This is a genomic window from Kitasatospora sp. NPDC032757, assembly GCF_055579305.1.
Map to the genome: position 1 here is coordinate 8508 of NZ_JBVINN010000057.1, position 18580 is coordinate 27087.

The window sequence follows — 18580 nt, forward strand, 5'->3', positions numbered from 1 at the left end:
CATGGTGATCCCCCTCCCCCCCCCCCCTCCTCCCCCCCCCCCCCCCCCCCCCCCCCCCCCCCCGCCCCCCCCCCCCCCCCCCCCCCCCCCCCCGCCACGAGCAGCGGTCAGTCGCCGCAGCAGCCGCCCGCCGGGGCGGCCAGCGGCAGCGCCGCCGGGGCGCCGACGGTCGGCAGGCCGAGCATGACCCCGGTCGGGGCGCCGGCCGCCGGCTTGGCCTGGCGCTTCTCCCAGGCGTCGCCGGCCCGGGTGCGGCGCACGGCGAGCGCCGGGCCCTCGGCCAGCAGGTGGTGCGGGGCGGCGTAGGTGATCTCCACGGTGACCATGTCGCCGGGGCGGACGGGCTCCGACGGCCGCGTGAAGTGGACCAGCCGGTTGTCGGGGGCGCGGCCGGAGAGCCGGTCGGTCCTGTCGTCCTTCTTGCCCTCGCCCTCGGCGACCAGGATCTCCAGGGTGCGGCCGACCTGCTTCTTGTTCTCCTCCCAGGAGATCTCCTCCTGGAGCGCGATCAGCCGGTCGTAGCGGGCCTGCACGACGGCCTTCGGCACCTGGTCCTCCATCTCGGCGGCCGGGGTCCCGGGGCGCTTGGAGTACTGGAAGGTGAAGGCGTTGGTGAAGCGGGCCTCGCGGACCGCGTGCATGGTCTGCTCGAAGTCCTCCTCGGTCTCGCCGGGGAAGCCCACGATGATGTCGGTGGAGATCGCGGCGTCCGGCATCGCCTCCCGCACCTTCCGGATGATGCCGAGGAAGCGCTCCTGCCGGTACGAACGGCGCATCGCCTTGAGCACGGTGTCCGAGCCGGACTGCAGCGGCATGTGCAGCTGGTGCATCACGTTCGGGGTCTCGGCCATCGCGGCGATCACGTCGTCGGTGAAGTCGCGCGGGTGCGGCGAGGTGAAGCGGATCCGCTCCAGGCCCTCGATCTGCCCGGCGGCGCGCAGCAGCTTGGAGAAGGCCTCGCGGTCGCCCAGGTCGGAGCCGTAGGCGTTGACGTTCTGGCCGAGCAGGGTGACCTCGATGACGCCCTCGTCGACCAGCGCCTCGATCTCGGCGAGGACGTCGCCGGGGCGGCGGTCCTCCTCCTTGCCCCGCAGCGCGGGGACGATGCAGAAGGTGCAGGTGTTGTTGCAGCCGACCGAGATGGCCACCCACGCGGCGTACGCGGACTCGCGGCGGGTGGGCAGGGTGGAGGGGAAGGTCTCCAGCGACTCCAGGATCTCGACCTGGGCCCTGCGCTCGACCGCGGCACGCTCCAGCAGCGCGGGCAGGTGCCCGATGTTGTGGGTGCCGAACACCACGTCGACCCAGGGGGCCTTCTTGACGATGGTGTCGCGGTCCTTCTGGGCCAGGCAGCCGCCGACGGCGATCTGCATGCCCTTGTGGCGGCTCTTGACCGGCGCCAGCTGCCCGAGGTTGCCGTACAGCTTGTTGTCGGCGTTCTCGCGCACCGCGCAGGTGTTGAACACGACCAGGTCCGGGTCGCCGTCCTGCCCGGCCTTCACGTATCCGGCGTCCTCCAGCAGGCCCGACAGCCGCTCGGAGTCGTGGACGTTCATCTGACAGCCGTAGGTCACGACCTTGTAGCTCTTCAATCCGCTCTCACCGCTCACCAGACCAGGGTACGGGCAGCCGCGAATCGGTTTTCCCCACCGGTCCCCACCCGTCCGCGGCCGCCGCCGCGCGGCCGCCCCTCCCGTTCGCTGCGTGCGCCTGGCACTATCCCTGCATGGCCCCCAGCTCCGCGCCCCGAGTCGGCGCAACCCTCCGCGCGGCGGCGCGCAGCCCGCTCTGGCGGGCGGTGCTGGCCCTCGTGCTGGTGGTGGCCGCCCTCGGCGGCTGGTGGCTCTCGGCCGGCCGTACCCCGGACTACCCGCGCGGGGCGGTGGGCTTCGCGACCGGCGTGCGGGGCGGGGTGTACGACCGGTACGGGCAGCTGCTGGAGACCCACGTCGCCAAGGCGATGCCGGGGGTGCGGCTGCAGCTGGACAACTCGGAGGGCTCGATCGACAACCTGGCCCGGGTGACCAGCGGCCAGGACGACTTCGCGATCGCCACCGCCGACGCGGTCGCCCAGTACTCCGGGCCGGGCAGGGACCGGCTGCGGGCGATCGCCCGGCTCTACGACGACTACCTCCAGCTGGTCGTGCCCGCCTCCTCGCCGGTGCACCGGACGGCCGACCTGAAGGGCCTGCGGGTCGGCGTCGGCCAGCCCCTGTCCGGGGTGAACCTGGTGACCCGGCGGCTGCTCTCCTCGGCCGGACTCGACCCGGACCACGACATCCGGCCGGCCATGCTCGGCGTCGGCGACGCCGCCGAGCGGCTGCGCGAGGGCAAGCTCGACGCCTTCTTCTGGTCCGGCGGGCTGCCGACCGGCGCGCTCACCGGGCTCTCCGAACAGTTCAAGATCAGGATCGTGCCGCTCGGCGACCTCGCCGAGGCCGTCCACCGGGTCGAGGGCGGCGGTACCGACGCCTACCGGGCGGCCACCATGCCCAAGGGCACCTACCCGAACGCGGAGCCCAAGGACGCCGTCGCCACCGTGGCCGTGCCCAACCTGCTGATCACCCGGGACGACGTGGACACCGACCTGGTCCAGGGCATGACCCGGGCGGTGATAGACAGCCGCGACCAGATCGGCTCCGAGGTGCACGCCGCCCAGCTGGTCGACCTGCGCACCGCCGTCTACACCAACCCGCTCCCGCTGCACGAGGGCGCGGCGCGCTACTACCGCTCGGTGAAGCCCTAGAGGTGCCACCACCGGCTCGTGAAGCCGCAGAGGTGATGTGAAGCCCCGGAGGTGCCACCCACCGGCTCGGCGAAGCCCCAGAGGCGCCACCGCCGCTCGGTGGAGGCCCTGTGCCTAGGTCCTGCGGGTCTTCTCCGCCCTCGGCACCGCCAGGGTCACCGCGAGACCGGTCGGCCGGACCGGCGCGAAGGTGAGCGAGCCGCCGGCGGCCTGGAGCAGGGTGCGGGCGATGGAGAGGCCGAGGCCGGAGCCGTCCACGTTCTGGTGCCGCGCGCTGCGCCAGAACCGGTCGCCGGCCCGGGCCGCCTCCTCCTCGGTGAGGCCGGGCCCGGCGTCCGAGACGGTCACCGCGACCTCGCTGCGCCGCACCGCGACCAGCACCCGCACCCGGGTGCCGGCCGGGCCGAACTTGAGCGCGTTGTCGATCACCGCGTCCAGCGCGCTGCCGAAGCCGATCGGGTCCGCCATGCCGAGTGCCAGCGCCGGGCCCTCCCAGCCGAGCTCGATCCCGCGCTGCTCCGCCACCGGCCGCCAGGCGTCCGCCCGGGCCAGGGTGAGCGCGACCAGGTCGGTCGGCTCGGGCTCCGGGCGGGCGTGTTCGGCGGTGGCCAGCCCGAGCAGGTCGTCCAGCACCCGGGCGAGCCGGACGCCCTCCTCGCGGACCCTGCCGAGTTCCTCGTCGTGGCCCTCGGGCAGCTCCAGGCCCAGCACCTCGACCCGCAGCAGCAGCGCCGCCAGCGGGTTGCGCAGCTGGTGCGAGGCGTCCGCGACGAAGGCCTTCTGCTGGTCCAGGGCGAGCACCACGTGGTCGGCCATCTCGTTGAACGATCGGGCCAGGCGCTGGAGTTCGGGCGGGCCGCCGCCGGGCGCCACCCGGGCGTTCATCCGGCCGGTGGCGATGTCGTGGGTGGCCCGGTCCAGGGTCCGGACGGGGCGCAGCACCCACTCGGTGAGACGGACGGCGAGCAGCACCGCGACGATCATGGCGGCGGCCTCACCGGCCCCGATCACCAGCCAGCGGTGCAGTATCCGGGTGCGCAGTGCGCCGGTCGGGGACTCGCTGAGCACCACCGCGACCACGTCGCCGTCCCGGACCACCGGTGTGGCGATGGTCAGCGTCCGGTCGGAGGTCCACGGCCAGACCTGCGGCGGGTTGTGGCTGCGCCGCCCGTCCAGCGCCTCCTGGAAGGCCTGCTCGCCCCAGCCGGCGACCGGCACCCGCCAGTCCGCCGGGGCCGTGGCTATCGGGACGCCGTCCCGCTGGAAGATTCCGAGCCGGACGCCGTACAGGTCGTGGTAGCGCGCCACCTCGGCGTCCAGCGCGCGGCGGCGGCTGAGGTCGCCCGGCGCGGGCTCCAGGTCGCCCTTGAGGGCGGAGTCCAGGGCGGAGACGCCCGAGGTGGGCAGGTCCTGGGCGAACCTGGCCGCGTCGTCGAGCCGGTCGACCACCACCCGGGTCTGCTCGGCGGCCGCGACCGCCGCGGCGAGCGGCAGCCCGAGGGCGGCCAGGACGCAGAGCATCAGCGCGAGCAGAATGCCGAGCAGGCGGGTACGCACGAACGGTCAGTGCTCCGCGGGGGCCTGGGGAGCGTCCGCGGCGGTGGCCGGGGACTCGGGGATCAGCCGGTAGCCGACGCCCCGGACGGCCTCGACCAGGCCGGGCAGGGCCAGCTTGGTGCGCAGCGAGCCGATGTGCACCTCCAGGGTGCGGCCGTTGCCCTCCCAGCCGCTGCGCCAGACCTCGCTGAAGATCTGCTCGCGGCGGTAGACCACGCCGGGGCTCTGGGCGAGCAGCGCCAGCAGGTCGAACTCCTTGCGGGTGAGCGGCACGTCCCGGCCGTCGACGCTGACCCGGCGGCGCTCGCGGTCGATCCGGATGCCGCGCGACTCCAGCGGCCCCCGCTGCTGCGGCACGGTGTCGGGTGCGGGCGCCGCGACGGCGGCGGGCGCGGCGCCGCGCCGGGCCACGGCGTGGATCCGGGCGAGCAGCTCGCCCATGTCGTACGGCTTGGTGACGTAGTCGTCGGCGCCCAGGTTGAGGCCGTGGATCCGGGAGCGGATGTCGGCGCGTGCGGTCACCATGATCACGGGTACGCCGCTGCCGGCCCGTATCCGGCTGCAGACCTCGAAGCCGTCCCGGTCGGGCAGCCCCAGGTCGAGCAGGACCACCCGGTACGGCTCGTTGCCGTCCGGCACCAGCGCGTCGAGCGCCTCGTGCCCGCTGCGGGCGTGCCTGACCTGGAAGCCGTGACGCCCGAGCACCGCGACCAGCGCGGCGGCCACGCGTTCGTCGTCCTCGACGAGCAGCAGTCGCATCGTTCCTCCTCTCCCGGACGGTTCCCGGGGTGTCACGTGATGTTCACGGGCCCCCACCGGGCAGGTCCCGGTTCTGCGCAGTATGGGCCAGCGGAGCGCCGGACGCCAGGCTCGGCCATGTCCCGGACCCCTGCGGGACGCCGTGCGGCGGGGCGGGTGCCCGCTGTCACCGTGCCCCCGTCCGGGACTCGTGAACGGCCCGCGCCCGGCGTGTGGCCGGATCGTGATCCTCAAGTTCCGCTCAGATCGGCTGACGTGACATCGCCAGCGCTCCTATGGTCACCCCACCGGGGGCCGCGGCTCCGCCGGCCTCGGCCCCCGGCTTTCCTATCACCATTGCCGCCCAAGGGAGTTCAGCTCTCGGGCCGATACCAGGGAGCAGGCGCGATGACCGAGAGCCTCACCAAGGACTCCAGCGCCGCAGCCGCCCCCCTGGTGGTGATGAGCGGGGTGAACAAGCACTTCGGCGCCCTGCACGTGCTCCAGGACATCGACCTGGAGATCAAGCAGGGCGAGGTGGTGGTCCTGATCGGCCCCTCCGGCTCGGGCAAGTCGACGCTCTGCCGGACGATCAACCGGCTGGAGACCATCGACTCCGGCACGATCACCATCGACGGCCGCCCGCTGCCCGCCGAGGGCCGTGAGCTGGCCCGGCTGCGGGCCGAGGTCGGCATGGTGTTCCAGAGCTTCAACCTGTTCGCGCACAAGACGGTGCTGGAGAACGTGGTGCTCGGCCAGGTCAAGGTCCGCGGGATCGCCCGCGAGAAGGCCGTGGCCACCGCCAAGGAGCTGCTGGAGCGCGTCGGTGTCGGCGCGCAGGCTGCGAAGTTCCCGGCCCAGCTCTCCGGCGGGCAGCAGCAGCGCGTCGCGATCGCCCGGGCACTGGCGATGAACCCGAAGGTGATGCTCTTCGACGAGCCCACCTCGGCGCTCGACCCGGAGATGATCAACGAGGTGCTGGAGGTCATGCGCCAGCTGGCCGCCGACGGCATGACGATGGTCGTCGTCACCCACGAGATGGGCTTCGCCCGCTCCGCCGCCAACCGCGTGCTCTTCATGGCGGACGGCCGGATCGTCGAGCAGAACACCCCCGAGGCCTTCTTCACCGCGCCGCGCAGCGACCGCGCGAAGGACTTCCTCTCCAAGATCCTGCACCACTGACCGTCCCCGGCCTTCCCGGCCTTCCCGGACGTCCCGGAGCTTCCGGGTCTTCCCGACCTACCGGGCCGGCACCCGTCGGCAGTGGCAAGGGCGCCGCCGCCCGACCCCGCCGACCCCGGCCAACGTCCTGTCGCCAGAGCCCGGTCGACCCGTGGCCCAGCCCGAGGAGAGCTACCCTCATGAAGACCCGTCGCACCCTCGCCGTCGCGCTCTGCGCCATCGCGCTGACCGCCACCGCCGCCTGTGGCAAGGACGGCACGCCCGGTGACACCGCCGCCGGCGCCAGCAACGCCCCGAAGCTGCCCACCTACACGGTCAAGACCGACCCGAAGGTGGACTCGCAGGTGTTCACCGAGGCCAGGAAGCGCGGCCAGCTGATCATCGGCGCCAAGGCCGACCAGCCGAACCTCGGCTTCGAGGACGTCGCCAGCGGCGACCGCAGCGGCTTCGACATCGAGATCGCCAAGATGATCGCCGCCGACCTCGGCTTCAGCCCGCAGCAGATCAAGTGGGTGACCCTGGTCTCCTCGCAGCGCGAGCCTGCCATCTCCAAGGGCCAGATCGACTTCTACGTCGGCACCTACAGCATCAACGACGAGCGCAAGAAGTCGGTCTCCTTCGCCGGCCCGTACTACATCGCCGGCCAGGACCTGCTGGTGAAGTCGGACAACACCGCCATCACCGGCCCGGAGTCGGTCAACGGCAAGAACGTCTGCACCGCCACCGGCTCCACCTCGATCAAGAACATCCAGCAGTACTCGCCGAAGATCACCCAGTTCGACACCTACTCGGCCTGCGTCGAGAAGCTGATGTCCGGCGAGGTCGACGCCGTCACCACCGACGACGCCATCCTCAAGGGCTACGCCTCCAAGTACGCGCCCAAGCTCAAGGTGGTCGGCAAGCCGTTCACCACCGAGAACTACGGCGTCGGCCTGAACAAGGACGACGCGGCGCTGCGGGCCGCGATCAGCGACGCCCTCAAGGCCCACCAGGACAACGGCGACTGGAAGAAGGCGTACGACGCCACCCTCGGCCTCTCCGGCTCGGCCGCGCCCACGCCGCCAGCCCTGGAGCGGTACTGATCCGCCCGTTGACCAACGTTCCTGACCACTCCTGAGAGGAGGGCCGCCGGATGGGTTTCCTGTTCGAGGACGGCAACTTCGCGCTGTTCCGCGACGGCTTCCTGCAGACGATCGAGCTGAGCGCGCTCAGCGCACTGCTCGCCCTGCTGCTGGGCACCCTGCTGGCGGCCTTCCGGGTCTCCCCCGTCCCGGTGCTTCGCGCCTTCGGCACCGGCTGGGTGACGCTCTTCCGCAACACCCCGCTGACCGTGCTCTTCTTCGCCGTGACGTTCGGGCTCCCGCCGCTCGGCGTGCACTTCAGCCACCTCACCTTCGCGGTGCTGGCGCTGGGCAGCTACACCGCGTCCTTCGTCTGCGAGGTGCTGCGCTCGGGCATCAACACCGTGCCGCTCGGCCAGGCCGAGGCGGCCCGCAGCCTCGGCATGACCTTCGGCCAGACGCTCACCCAGATAGTCCTGCCGCAGGCCGCCCGGACGGTGCTGGCCCCGATGAGCAGCGTCTTCATCGCGCTGCCGAGGAACTCGGCGATCGCCGGCGCGTTCAGCGTCGCCGAGCTGTACAGCGTGCAGCAGACGTTCTCCGAGCGCGGCTACTCGATCTTCGCGATCTTCTTCTGGGTGGCCTGCGCCTACCTGGTGATCAGCGCCGCAGTCGCCGTGCTGTTCCGCTTCCTGGAAGACCGACTGGCGGTGGCCCGATGAGTGAGCAAAGCGAGCGAATGACGGAGATGTGCGCGTCGGCGCACGCCCCTGCCGGGCGAAGCGAGGTGGACGCATGAGCTCCCTCTTCAGCCGCCCGTCGACGGCCAGCGTCCTCTACGACGCACCCGGCCCGCGGGCCCGCTCCCGCTACCGGCTGTTCGGCGTGCTGTCGCTGGTCGCGATCGCCGGGCTGCTCTGGTACGCCTTCTCGGCCCTCGCCGACAACGGCCAGTTCGACGCCCAGCTCTGGGACGTGTTCCAGTACACCGCCGTCCAGCAGCGGATCGTCGACGGCCTGGTGTCCACCCTGGAGGCCTTCGGGCTGGCGGCGCTATTCTCGCTCGCCCTGGGCGCGCTGCTGGCCGCCGGACAGCTCTCCGACCACAAGCCGGTGCGCTGGGCGGCCGTCTCCTTCGTCCAGTTCTTCCGGGCGATGCCGCTGCTCATCCTGATCGTCGCGCTCTACTACGCGTTCTTCGCCAAGCAGCCGATGTGGGCGCTGGTGCTCGGCCTCACCCTCTACAACGGGTCCGTCCAGGCCGAGATCATCCGCAGCGGCGTCAACGCCGTCCCGCGCGGCCAGGGCGAGGCGGCCTACGCGCTCGGCCTGCGCAAGACCCAGGTGATGACCACCATCCTGGTGCCGCAGGCGGTCCGCTCGATGCTGCCGACGATGATCGGCCAGCTGGTCGTGACCCTGAAGGACACCTCACTCGGCTTCATCATCACCTACCACGAGCTGCTGTTCGTCGGTAAGGCGATCGCCAGTCAGCCGATCAACGCGGCGGGCTTCCCCTACATCCCCGTGGTGCTGGTGATCGGGCCCATCTACATCGCGATGTGCCTGCTGCTCACGGCGCTCGCCCGGTGGATCGAAGCACGCGGCCGTCGCGGCGCGAACCGGCGCACATCGGCTGCTGCTTGACGGACACGCAGGTGAACTGTTGCATTGCTCTTCGTGACACCATCCGGGACCATCCTCGCGGCATATGACGCCACCCCGTCGGCCTGCCCATGCCCGGAGGTCCCGGACGGCACCGCACCGGCCGGCCCGCGCCCGGAGGTCCCGGCATGGACCCGGTGATCGTGGTCGGGGCCGGGCCGGTCGGCCTGGCCCTGGCCCTCGCGCTGGCCCGGCACGAGGTGCCGACCATAGTCCTCGACGAGGGTTCCGGGCTCTGCCCCGAGGGCCCGCGCAGCGTCGTCCTCGGGGCCGACACCGCCGCCTTCCTGACCCGGATCGGCTACCCGAGGGCCGTCTCGGACGCCGCCCAGTGGGACGCCTTCGCCATCTGGCGCCGCCGCCAGGAGGTGCTCCGGATCGACCTCGCCGACACCCCCGTCCTGCACCTGCCCCAGCACCGGCTCCAGCGCGGCCTGCGCGACGCACTCACCGGCACCCCGCTGGTCCGGCTGGTCCCGCTGAGCCGGGTCACCCGGCTCGAACAGGACCGCGACGGCGTCAGCGTCCACACCCGCAATCCCCGGGACAGCACCGAGACCTGGTGGCGCGGCAGCCACCTGGTCGGCTGCGACGGCGCCCGCTCCACCGTCCGCAAGCTGCTGAAGATCCGCTTCCCCGGGCGGCCGGCCGTCGACCGCAACGCCATCGCCACCGTCCGGGTCGACCTGCCCTTCACCGAGGCCCGGCTGCACCGCGAGCCGCCGTGGCGCGGCGACCGCGAGGCCTCCGCCCGCCCGCTGCCGGACGGCGTCTGGCGCCTCGACTGGCGGCTGCCCCCGGGCAGACCCGCGCCCACCGAACCGGTCGACCCGCACGCCACCTGGCCCGGCATCGTCACCGGCGACACCCTGCTCACCCGGGTCACCGCCACGCTCACCGGCTGGTGCGGCGAACTCCCCCGGTACGAGCTGCTCGCCGCCGCCGACCACACCGCCCAGCAGCGCCTCGCCGCCCGGTTCCGCAGCGGCCGCTGCTTCCTCGCCGGCGACGCCGCCCACCTGCACGGCGCCCTCGGCATGCAGAACCTCACCGACGGGCTCCGCGACGCCGACAACCTCGCCTGGCGGCTCGCCCTCGCCTGGCACCTCCACTCCGGCGGCCCCCAGCCCGGCGGCTCGCTGCTCGACGGCTACGAGTCCGAGCGGCGCGGCGCGGTCGGCGCCCGGCTGCGCGCCGTCGACCAGGCCATGCCGCTGCTGCGCCCGCTGCGCGGCTGGCAGGCCACCCGCCGCTCGCTGATCAGCGGCTCGTTCCGCAAGCACGCGCCGCTGCTCGCCGACGGCCAGCTCGGCACCGGACGCTTCGGCGGCGCCCCCGCCTACCCGGCCGCCCCCTCCGGCGTCCCCGGGCGGGTGCCCGTCCAGCGCGGCGCGCGCGGCAGCACCTCGCTCAGCGAACTGCTGCCCGCCACCTCCCCCGGCGTGCTCGTCCCGGACCTGCCGGTGCTCGCCACCGACGGAACGCCGGACCAGCTGCACGCCCGGCTCGGCTCGACCTTCCTGTTGCTGCTGGTCGCCCCCGGCACCACGGTCTGGTCCGCCGAGCACTGGCTGGGCGCCGGGCTGATGCCCCGGCTGGCCGAGGTCTCAGCGGCGCTGCCGGTGCCGGCCGAGGTGCTGGTCACCGAGGAGTACCCGGGCGCCGGGCCGCACACCGTGCTGCTGATCCGGCCCGACGGCCACCTGGTCGGCGTCACCCAGGGCGCGGCCGCCGAGGACCTCCAGGCGCTGGCGGACGGGGCCCGGGGCGGGCCGCAGCCGCTGACCGGCGGCGCGGAGTCCGCAGCGCCCGCCGGCGAGCCGGTGGACTCGCCGGTGGACTCGCCTAGCGGGCCACCTCGGTGACCCGGCTCTCCCGGACCACCGTGACCCGGATCTGCCCCGGGTAGGTCAGCTCCTCCGCCACCTGCTTGGCGACCTCACGGGCGATCACCTGCGCCCCGAGGTCGTCCACCTCCTCCGGCCGCACCATCACCCGCACCTCGCGGCCGGCCTGCATCGCGTACACCTTGGCCACCCCGTCGTGTGCCCGGGCGATCTCCTCCAGCCGCTCCAGCCGGCGCACGTAAACCTCCAGCGACTCCTTGCGTGCGCCCGGCCGGCCGCCCGAGCAGGCGTCGGCGGCCTGGGTCAGCACCGCCTCGACCGTCCGCGGCTCCACCTCCCCGTGGTGGGCCGCGATCGCGTGCACCACGTCCGCGGACTCGCCGTGCCGCCGGGCGAACTCCGCGCCGATCGCGGCATGGCTGCCCTCGGCCTCGTGCGTCATCGCCTTGCCGATGTCGTGCAGCAGGGCCGAGCGGCGCACCGGCTCCGGGTCCACCCCGAGCTCGGCGGCCATCATCCCGGCCAGGTGCGCCGACTCCACCAGGTGCCCGAGCACGTTCTGCCCGTACGAGGCCCGGTAGCGCAGCGTGCCGAGGGTGCGGACCAGCTCCGGGTGCATCGCGCCGACCCGCACCGCCAGCAGTGCGTCCTCTCCGGCCCGGACGCAGCGCCGCCCGACCTCCTCGCGGCTGCGCTCGTGGAGGTGCTCGATCCGCATCGGGTGGATCCGGCCGTCCTCGACCAGCTGCTCCAGGGTCAGCCGGGCGGTCTCCCGGCGGACCGGGTCGAAGCAGGAGAGCTGCACCGAGGCCGGGGTGTCGTCGATGATCAGATTGACGCCGGTGACCGCCTCGAAGGCGCGGATGTTGCGGCCCTCGCGGCCGATGATCCGGCCCTTCATCTCCTCGTTCGGCAGTCGGAACACCGACACCGCCGTCTCGGCGGTCTGCTCGGCCGCCAGCCGCTGGACGGCCCCGGCGACGATCCCCCGGGCGCGCTCCTCGCCCTCCTCCTTGGCCGCCCGCTCGATCTCCCGGACGGTCACGGCCGCCTCGCGCCGGGCCTGCGCCTCGACCTCCCGGACGAGCTGGGCCCGGGCCTGCCCGGCCGAGAGCCCGGCGGCCCGCTCCAGCGCCGCCGACCGGCGCCGCACCAGCTCGGCAGCCTCGCCCCGGGCCTGCTCCAACGCGGCCGAACGCTCGGCGAGTTCGCCCTCCCGGGCCCGGAGCCGGCGCAGCTCCTCGGTCAACCGTTCCTCGCGCCGGTCGAGTTCGGCCCGCAGCTGCTCGGCCTGCTCCTCGGCCCACCGCCGGGCCCGCTCGGTCTCGGCCATGGCGCGCCGCTGGGCGCTCCGGAGGCGTCTGACCATCAGCCAGGCCGACGCCACGACGGCGATCAGCACCACCGCCGAGAGCAGGGAGGCGACCGTTCCGGTGCTCAGCGCGATCCTCATCCTGGCCACTCCCCGTCCCTGCACGGCACGCCGTCCGGGACCAACCACGACCGGGCCCGGGCATGGCTGCCCGAGGCGCGGCCGAGGCGTGATCGACGCACTCCCGCACTGAGTGCGAGGCTAAGCGCAGGTTACGAAACGGTCAAGACTGGACTGGGAGTTGGCCAACTCCCACACCACACCGCCGTCACTCCCACCCGTCAGCGGGTGCTCCGTCCACGTCCTCTTCCTCCGGGCCCGCCCCCGAAGCCTCCTCGTCCAGTGCCTCGCGGACCACCCGGAAGGCCAGGCCCTCGGAGTAGCCGCGCCGGGCCAGCACGCCGACCAGCCGGCGCATCCGGGCCTGCCGCTCCAGCCCGCGGGTCGCCCGGAGCTTGCGCTCGACCAGCGCCCGGGCCGCCTCGGTCTCGTCGTCGTGGTCGAGCTGTGCGACGGCCTGCTCGACCAGCTCGCCGGCCACGCCCTTGGTCCGCAGCTCCTGGGCCAGCGCCCGCCGGGAGAGCCCCCGGACGGCGTGCCGGGACTCCACCCAGGCCCGCGCGAAGGCCGCGTCGTCGATCAGCCCGACCTCCTCCAGCCGGGTCAGCACCTGCTCGGCGACCTCGTCCGGAATCTCCCGCTTGCGCAGGGCGTCGGCGAGCTGCTTGCGGCTCTTGGCCGCTCCGGTGAGCAGCCGCAGGCAGATGTCCCGGGCGCGGGCCTCGGGATCGGCCGATTCCTCCGCCCTGCCCGCACGCGCCGCCCGGCGCGGCTTCTCCGCCGGGCCCTCGCCGCCCTGAGCCTCCGACGCCGTGTCGTCCGTCCGGCCCCGGCCGCGGGCCCGACGGCCGCGCGCCCCTGCGGCAGGGGAGGCAGGGGCGGCCGCACCCCCGTGACCGGCCGCCCCTCCCCCGGCGCGATGGCCGGGGGGCTCCTCCTGCACCAGCGCCGAACGACGCCGGCGCCGCCCGGTGGGCAGCTCGGACGCGGACACCAGGCCGAGCCCGCCGTCCGGCTCTCCCGGGCCCGACGCCAGGCTCAGTCCCGATGCCCGCCGCGGGACCCGTACCGGCTCCGACTCCGCCACCGCGGCGAACCAGTCCGGCGGACCGTAGTCGTCGTCATCCTCCGGGCCCGCCGGGCCGCCGCCCACCATGTCGTGCTGCATCAACGGCTCAGGCCTTGGCGGCCGCCGCCGTCTTCTTCGCCGCGGCCGTCTTGGCGGCGGTCGCGGTGATCGGCTTGGCAGCGCCGTCGGCGGTCGGCGCCTCGGCCTCGACGGCCGGCTCCTCCGTCTTCGGACCGATGCCCAGCTTGCTCTTGATCTTCTTCTCGATCTCGTCGGCCAGCTGCGGGTTGTCCTTCAGGAAGTTGCGGGCGTTCTCCTTGCCCTGGCCCAGCTGGTCGCCCTCGTAGGTGTACCAGGCACCCGACTTGCGGATGAACCCGTGCTCGACACCCATGTCGATCAGGCCGCCCTCGCGGCTGATGCCCACGCCGTAGAGGATGTCGAACTCGGCCTGCTTGAACGGCGCCGCGACCTTGTTCTTGACGACCTTGACCCGGGTGCGGTTGCCGACCGCCTCGGTGCCGTCCTTCAGGGTCTCGATCCGGCGGATGTCCAGACGGACGGAGGCGTAGAACTTCAGCGCCCGGCCACCGGTCGTGGTCTCCGGCGAGCCGAACATGACGCCGATCTTCTCGCGGAGCTGGTTGATGAACACCGCGGTGGTGTTCGACTGGTTCAGCGCACCGGCGATCTTGCGCAGCGCCTGGCTCATCAGCCGGGCCTGCAGACCGACGTGCGAGTCACCCATCTCGCCCTCGATCTCCGCGCGCGGGACCAGGGCCGCGACGGAGTCGATGATCACCAGGTCGATCGCGCCGGAGCGGATCAGCATGTCGGTGATCTCCAGGGCCTGCTCACCGGTGTCCGGCTGGCTGACCAGCAGGGCGTCGGTGTCCACGCCGAGCTTCTTGGCGTACTCCGGGTCGAGCGCGTGCTCCGCGTCGACGAAGGCGACCGTGCCGCCGGCCCGCTGGGCGTTGGCCGCCAGGTGCAGGGTCAGCGTGGTCTTGCCGGAGGACTCGGGGCCGTAGATCTCGACCACCCGGCCACGCGGGATGCCGCCGACCCCGAGGGCGACGTCCAGTGCGGTGGATCCGGTGGAGATCACGTCGATCGGCTCGTTGGCCTTCTCGCCCAGGCGCATCACCGAGCCCTTGCCGAACTGCCGCTCGATCTGAGCGAGTGCGGTCTCAAGGGCCTTCTCGCGGTCCGTACCTGCCATGGCTTCCACCCTCGGGTTCTGTGCTGTGCGCTTCATCGTCCTCGACGCTAGCGCGTCCCACTGACAAACGGCCCTGACCGGGCTCTGCCTGTGGAAAACTCCTCGCCGGAGAGTACAAAGAACATCTGTTCGATTCAAGCCTCACCCATTCGAACTACCGCTCCCCGCCCCTGCCCTCCGAGCCCCGGTCCGCCTCGGACCGCTGGTCAGCCCCCTGATCGTCGCTCCGAGCCGCGTTCCGGCCTTCGTTCCCACGGTCACTCCAGCCGTCGCCCTGACCGCCTCCCGGCCCGGACCCCGCCCCGACCATCCGCCGCAGCCGCCGCGCCGCCTCCCGGCGCAGCTCCCGCCGGGCACGCCGCTGCGCCCCCCGGTCGATCCGCGGATCGGTGGCCACCTCGTACCGGCGCACGTACGTCCCGACGAAGCCCTGCAGGGTGGCCGCCGCCGGGATGGCGATCAGCGCGCCCACCGCCCCGAGCAGCGCCGCGCCCGCGATCACCGCGCCGAACGCCACCGCCGGGTGCACGTCCACCGTCTTCGCGGTGATCCGCGGGTGCAGCAGGTAGTTCTCGACCTGCTGGTAGACCACCACGAACACCAGCACCCAGAGCGCGTCCACCGGCTCCACCGTGAGCGCGACCAGCACCGGCAGCGCGCCCGCCAGGTACGTCCCGATGGTGGGCACGAACTGCGACATGACGCCGACCCAGACCGCCAGCGCCGCCGAGTACGGCAGGTCGAGCAGCGCGAACATCACCCAGTGCGCGAGCGCCGACGCCACCGCGAGCAGCGCCCGGGAGTAGAGGTAGCCGCCGGTCTTGGCCAGCGCGATCTCCCAGGCCCGCAACACCTCGCCCTGCTTGGCGGGCGGCAGCAGCGAGCAGACCGTCCGGCGCACCCGGGGGCCGTCGGCGGTGAAGTAGAAGGTGAAGAGGCCGACCGTGAAGGCCTGGAAGAGCCCGCCGATCAGGGTGGAGGAGACGCCCCAGACGTTGTCGGCGGCCTGCTGGGCGTAGGTCTCGATGGCGCCGGAGTCCTTGAGCAGCTTCTTCTGCAGCTCGTCCAGCGAGAGGTCCTGGTGGAAGGTCCGGTTGGCCCAGTTGATCAGGTTGTCGAGCAGGTGCGGCAGGTCCACCGCGATCTTCGCCACCTGGTCGACCAGCAGGGTGCCGAGCGCGGCCAGGAAGCCCGCCACCGCGACCGCCACCGCGACGAAGACCAGGAAGGTGCCGACGCCCCGGCGCACCCCGCGGGCCGCCATCCGGTCGACGGCCGGCTCCAGCGCCAGCGAGAGGAAGAAGGCCACCAGCAGCATCACGAAGAGGTCGATCAGCTGGTGGAAGGCCCAGTCGGCGAGCTGGAACAGCCCGACCATGAGCAGTGCCAGCACCATCGCCCGGGGAAGCCAGCGCGGCATCCCGGTGCCCCAGAGCCCGTCGGCCACTCCCCGGGCCGGCTCCGGTGCGGATGGGGATGCGGATGCGGGCGGCGGTCCCGCGGCCTCGTCGACGGCCCGCGCCGACCTGTCCGAATTCTTCGGTTCTGCGCTGCTTGTCACTCGGACAGTCTGTCCCATGCCCGACGCCCGTCCGAGCACCGGGCGCCGGGCGCCCGCTCAGCGCAACTGCGCCGACACGCCCTGGGTGTCGCAGACCACCCGCCAGACGTCCTTGGCCTCCCAGCCCGCCTCCAGGGCCTGACGCACCGTCCGCCCGCCCAGCTCGGTCATCACGTGGTCGGTGGCGAAGGACTCCGCGTACACCTCGCCGAAGTGCGCGTACATCCGCCGCCAGAACTCCGTCAGCCTCATGCGCACCAGTATCCCGGACCGCCGCCGGAGGCCCTAAGGCCGCCAGTCGGCCGCCTCCAGCGCGTACTCGACCTCGCCCAGTTCGGTACCGGGGACGGGCTCCGGGTAGTCCTCGTGGAAGGTGCGGACGTAGCGGAGGCCGGTCTTCTCCATCACCCGCCGCGAGCCGCCGTTGACCGCCATCGTGTACGCCACCACCCGGCGCACGCCGAGCCCGGTGAAGCCGTGGCGGACCAGCGCCCGCGCGCCCTCGGTGGCGTAGCCGTGCCCCCAGGCCGCCCGGCGCAGCCGGTACCCGAGCTCGACCTCGCCCCGGTCCGCCCGATTCGTCGGGCGGAACTCGAACCACCCCAGGAAGGCCCCGCCGGCCCGCTCCTCGGCCGCCCACCAGCCGAGGTCGCCGTACCGCTCGTAGTGCGAGAGGTAGAGCGGCAGCAGGGTGCCCTCGACCACGTCGCGCGGGGTGGGGCGGCCGCCGGTGAGGTAGCGCATCACCTCGGGGTCGCCGTCGAGCTCCACCAGGCGGTCGGCGTCGGCGGCGGTGAAGCGGCGCAGTACCAGCCGCTCGGTGGCGAGGTGGACGGTCATGGTCCGATCCTGCCCCGCCCCGGCCGCGCCCGTCACCGGGTTTTCAGTGCGGCAGCGCGAGCGCCCCGGCGCCGTAGTACTGGCGGTCGCCGCAGCCGAGCGGCCCGGGCGGGCAGGCGGCCGCCGCGGTGGCGGCCAGCAGGGCGGCGAGCCGGTCGGAGCCCCAGTCCGGGTGGAGCGCGGCGGCCACCGCGACCGCGCCGGTGACGTGCGCCGCGGCCATCGAGGTGCCGGCCAGCGCGGCGTACTGCCCGCCGGGCCAGTCGGAGACGATCGCGCCGTGCGTGCCGGCGTCCGGGTCCCCGCCGGGGGCGGCCAGCGAGACCTTGCCGCGCCCGTAGTTGGAGTACGCCGACGGGCTGCCGTCCCGGTTGACGGCGGTCACCGTGACCACGCCGGGCAGCTCGCCTGGCAGCCGGACGCACTCGGTGCCGAGGTAGCGGGACTGCGCCGGGCCGGAGGTGCGGTCGTTGGGGCTGCGCTCGTCGGTGCGGGCGGCGCCGAGGTCCTGCCCGTCGTTGCCGGCCGAGGCCACCACCACCGCGCCCTGCCGCCGGGCGTAGCCGACCGCGCGGTCCACGGCCGCGGTCAGCGCGGCCTGGTCGGGGTCCTGCGGGCAGTTGTACTTCCACGGGTCGGCGAAGTAGCTGTTGTTGATCGCCTTGGCGCCGTGGTCGGCGGCCCAGAGCATGCCGCAGACGATGTTCTCCGCGTAGTACTGGCCGAGCGGGCCGAGCAGTCGGACGGCGGCGATCCGGACGCCGGGTGCCACGCCGCTGACGCCGTGGCCGTCCCGGGCGGCACCGACGATCCCGGCGACGTGGGTGCCGTGGCCGCTCTCGCCGACACCGAGGTCGGGCCGCCAGGCGCCGGTCCGGGCGTCGGGGCGGCCGTCGGCGCAGGAGGCGGAGCTCTTCGGGTCGACGGCGGCGCGCAGGTCCGGGTGGCTGTCGTCGACGCCGGAGTCGAGCACCGCGACCAGCACCTTGCGCAGCGCGTCGGCGGAGGGCGCGCCGGGGCCGGCGGAGGGGCTGCGCAGCAGGGTGGCCGAAGTGTCGCCGGCCGGGTCGCCCGAGGCACCGAGCATGGCGAGGTTCCAGGCGTCGCGCTCGCCCGGGTCGGCCACGGTCGCGGTCTCGTCGTCGGCGCCGTCGGCGCTGCGGCGGCCGCCCGCGCCGAGGCCGCCGTCGGTGCTGCGGCCGCCGTCGGTCCGGTCGGCGCCCGTCCCCGCGCCGAAGTCCCCGGCGCCGTCCAGCGGCCGGGGCGGGCCGGGCACCGGCGCGGTCCGGGTGGCGCCGACCGCGGCCACCCCGGGGCGGGTACGGACCTTGTCGGCGAAACCGCCGGGGGCGTACGCGAGCACCGCCCCGATCTGCGGGTACTCCTGGACGACCTGCCCGCCGGCGGCGCGCGCCTCGGCGCCTGCCCTGGCGGCCCCGGCGGCGTCCTCCTGCTCGGCCAGCACCAGGTAGCTGAGGTAGGAGCGGCCGGGCCCGGCCACGTACGGGACGGCGCCGCCGACCACCAGTGCGGTGAGGAGCATGGCGAGCAGTGCCCGGAGGGGGCCGCGGGCCCGGTGCGGGCCGGTCTGGGCGGGACCACAGCCGGACGGGTGCGCCTGCGCCATGGCACGTCTCCGCTCGTCGGTCCCGGTCGGTCG

Annotated in this window: 16 protein-coding genes; 6 read left to right on the plus strand and 10 right to left on the minus strand. The window is 73.7% G+C overall.

All coding sequences use genetic code 11. The features are described 5' to 3' along the window. Positions 1–107 precede the first annotated feature (107 nt). A complete protein-coding gene (gene miaB, locus ACZ5WK_RS36970) occupies positions 108–1610 on the minus strand; it encodes a tRNA (N6-isopentenyl adenosine(37)-C2)-methylthiotransferase MiaB (RefSeq protein ID WP_396323800.1) in 1503 nt (500 codons plus the stop codon). Between the two features lie 116 nt (positions 1611–1726). Between miaB and ACZ5WK_RS36975 the strand changes: the two genes are divergently transcribed. Beyond that, positions 1727–2746, plus strand: a complete 1020-nt coding sequence (locus ACZ5WK_RS36975) for a TAXI family TRAP transporter solute-binding subunit (protein WP_396323801.1) — start codon at positions 1727–1729, stop codon at positions 2744–2746. A gap of 114 nt (positions 2747–2860) precedes the next feature. Here the strand turns inward: ACZ5WK_RS36975 and ACZ5WK_RS36980 are convergent, their stop codons facing one another. Next, positions 2861–4303: a sensor histidine kinase gene (locus ACZ5WK_RS36980; RefSeq protein WP_465554414.1), complete on the minus strand. Its 1443-nt coding sequence runs from the start codon at positions 4301–4303 to the stop codon at positions 2861–2863. Positions 4304–4309: 6 nt separating this feature from the next. After that, entirely contained in the window at positions 4310–5062 is a 753-nt protein-coding gene (locus tag ACZ5WK_RS36985; protein ID WP_465554415.1) for a response regulator transcription factor, read from the minus strand. 387 nt (positions 5063–5449) lie between these two features. Here ACZ5WK_RS36985 and ACZ5WK_RS36990 point away from each other — a divergent pair, with 387 nt between their 5' ends. The 5 genes from ACZ5WK_RS36990 (at position 5450) to ACZ5WK_RS37010 (ending at position 10814) form a co-directional block, all read left to right on the plus strand. Further along, positions 5450–6223, plus strand: a complete 774-nt coding sequence (locus tag ACZ5WK_RS36990; RefSeq protein ID WP_465554417.1) for an amino acid ABC transporter ATP-binding protein — start codon at positions 5450–5452, stop codon at positions 6221–6223. Between the two features lie 179 nt (positions 6224–6402). Beyond that, complete coding sequence (locus ACZ5WK_RS36995; RefSeq protein WP_465554419.1) at positions 6403–7305, plus strand: glutamate ABC transporter substrate-binding protein; 903 nt, start codon at positions 6403–6405, stop codon at positions 7303–7305. A gap of 50 nt (positions 7306–7355) precedes the next feature. Next, complete coding sequence (locus ACZ5WK_RS37000) at positions 7356–8006, plus strand: amino acid ABC transporter permease (protein WP_396323806.1); 651 nt, start codon at positions 7356–7358, stop codon at positions 8004–8006. A gap of 73 nt (positions 8007–8079) precedes the next feature. Continuing rightward, positions 8080–8931 (plus strand): amino acid ABC transporter permease, encoded by an 852-nt coding sequence (locus tag ACZ5WK_RS37005; protein ID WP_465554421.1) that lies wholly within the window; start codon positions 8080–8082, stop codon positions 8929–8931. Between the two features lie 146 nt (positions 8932–9077). Continuing rightward, positions 9078–10814: an FAD-dependent monooxygenase gene (locus ACZ5WK_RS37010; RefSeq protein ID WP_465554423.1), complete on the plus strand. Its 1737-nt coding sequence runs from the start codon at positions 9078–9080 to the stop codon at positions 10812–10814. Here ACZ5WK_RS37010 and rny read toward each other — a convergent pair. The 7 genes from rny to ACZ5WK_RS37045 all read right to left on the minus strand — a co-directional run bounded on the left by rny (position 10795) and on the right by ACZ5WK_RS37045 (position 18547). After that, entirely contained in the window at positions 10795–12249 is a 1455-nt protein-coding gene (gene rny, locus ACZ5WK_RS37015) for a ribonuclease Y (protein WP_465554425.1), read from the minus strand. The genes ACZ5WK_RS37010 and rny overlap by 20 nt on opposite strands. Positions 12250–12436: 187 nt before the next feature. Then, a complete protein-coding gene (recX, locus tag ACZ5WK_RS37020) occupies positions 12437–13396 on the minus strand; it encodes a recombination regulator RecX (RefSeq protein WP_465554427.1) in 960 nt (319 codons plus the stop codon). A gap of 7 nt (positions 13397–13403) precedes the next feature. Next, a complete protein-coding gene (gene recA / locus ACZ5WK_RS37025; protein WP_405361477.1) occupies positions 13404–14519 on the minus strand; it encodes a recombinase RecA in 1116 nt (371 codons plus the stop codon). 154 nt (positions 14520–14673) lie between these two features. Next, on the minus strand, positions 14674–15939 hold the full coding sequence (locus tag ACZ5WK_RS37030) for an AI-2E family transporter (protein WP_465554455.1): 1266 nt from the start codon (positions 15937–15939) through the stop codon (positions 14674–14676). Between the two features lie 198 nt (positions 15940–16137). Next, positions 16138–16332 carry a DUF3046 domain-containing protein gene (locus tag ACZ5WK_RS37035; protein ID WP_396323813.1) on the minus strand — a complete coding sequence of 65 codons (195 nt, stop codon included), beginning with the start codon at positions 16330–16332 and terminating at the stop codon, positions 16138–16140. A 33-nt stretch (positions 16333–16365) separates the two neighbouring features. Next, on the minus strand, positions 16366–16920 hold the full coding sequence (locus tag ACZ5WK_RS37040) for a GNAT family N-acetyltransferase (RefSeq protein WP_465554430.1): 555 nt from the start codon (positions 16918–16920) through the stop codon (positions 16366–16368). Positions 16921–16963: 43 nt separating this feature from the next. Continuing rightward, a complete protein-coding gene (locus tag ACZ5WK_RS37045; protein ID WP_465554432.1) occupies positions 16964–18547 on the minus strand; it encodes a S8 family serine peptidase in 1584 nt (527 codons plus the stop codon). Positions 18548–18580: the final 33 nt, after the last annotated feature.

What these genes read in the sequence shown, in the direction of transcription:
- ACZ5WK_RS37040 (WP_465554430.1), bottom strand. Translation starts at nt 16,920, where the DNA reads ATGACCGTCCACCTCGCCACCGAGCGGCTGGTACTGCGCCGCTTCACC.
- ACZ5WK_RS36985 (WP_465554415.1), bottom strand. Translation starts at nt 5,062, where the DNA reads ATGCGACTGCTGCTCGTCGAGGACGACGAACGCGTGGCCGCCGCGCTG.
- ACZ5WK_RS37030 (WP_465554455.1), bottom strand. Translation starts at nt 15,939, where the DNA reads ATGCCGCGCTGGCTTCCCCGGGCGATGGTGCTGGCACTGCTCATGGTC.
- ACZ5WK_RS36995 (WP_465554419.1), top strand. Translation starts at nt 6,403, where the DNA reads ATGAAGACCCGTCGCACCCTCGCCGTCGCGCTCTGCGCCATCGCGCTG.
- recA (WP_405361477.1), bottom strand. Translation starts at nt 14,519, where the DNA reads ATGGCAGGTACGGACCGCGAGAAGGCCCTTGAGACCGCACTCGCTCAG.
- ACZ5WK_RS36975 (WP_396323801.1), top strand. Translation starts at nt 1,727, where the DNA reads ATGGCCCCCAGCTCCGCGCCCCGAGTCGGCGCAACCCTCCGCGCGGCG.
- ACZ5WK_RS37045 (WP_465554432.1), bottom strand. Translation starts at nt 18,547, where the DNA reads ATGGCGCAGGCGCACCCGTCCGGCTGTGGTCCCGCCCAGACCGGCCCG.
- ACZ5WK_RS37005 (WP_465554421.1), top strand. Translation starts at nt 8,080, where the DNA reads ATGAGCTCCCTCTTCAGCCGCCCGTCGACGGCCAGCGTCCTCTACGAC.
- rny (WP_465554425.1), bottom strand. Translation starts at nt 12,249, where the DNA reads ATGAGGATCGCGCTGAGCACCGGAACGGTCGCCTCCCTGCTCTCGGCG.
- ACZ5WK_RS36990 (WP_465554417.1), top strand. Translation starts at nt 5,450, where the DNA reads ATGACCGAGAGCCTCACCAAGGACTCCAGCGCCGCAGCCGCCCCCCTG.
- ACZ5WK_RS37010 (WP_465554423.1), top strand. Translation starts at nt 9,078, where the DNA reads ATGGACCCGGTGATCGTGGTCGGGGCCGGGCCGGTCGGCCTGGCCCTG.
- recX (WP_465554427.1), bottom strand. Translation starts at nt 13,396, where the DNA reads ATGCAGCACGACATGGTGGGCGGCGGCCCGGCGGGCCCGGAGGATGAC.
- ACZ5WK_RS37035 (WP_396323813.1), bottom strand. Translation starts at nt 16,332, where the DNA reads ATGAGGCTGACGGAGTTCTGGCGGCGGATGTACGCGCACTTCGGCGAG.
- ACZ5WK_RS37000 (WP_396323806.1), top strand. Translation starts at nt 7,356, where the DNA reads ATGGGTTTCCTGTTCGAGGACGGCAACTTCGCGCTGTTCCGCGACGGC.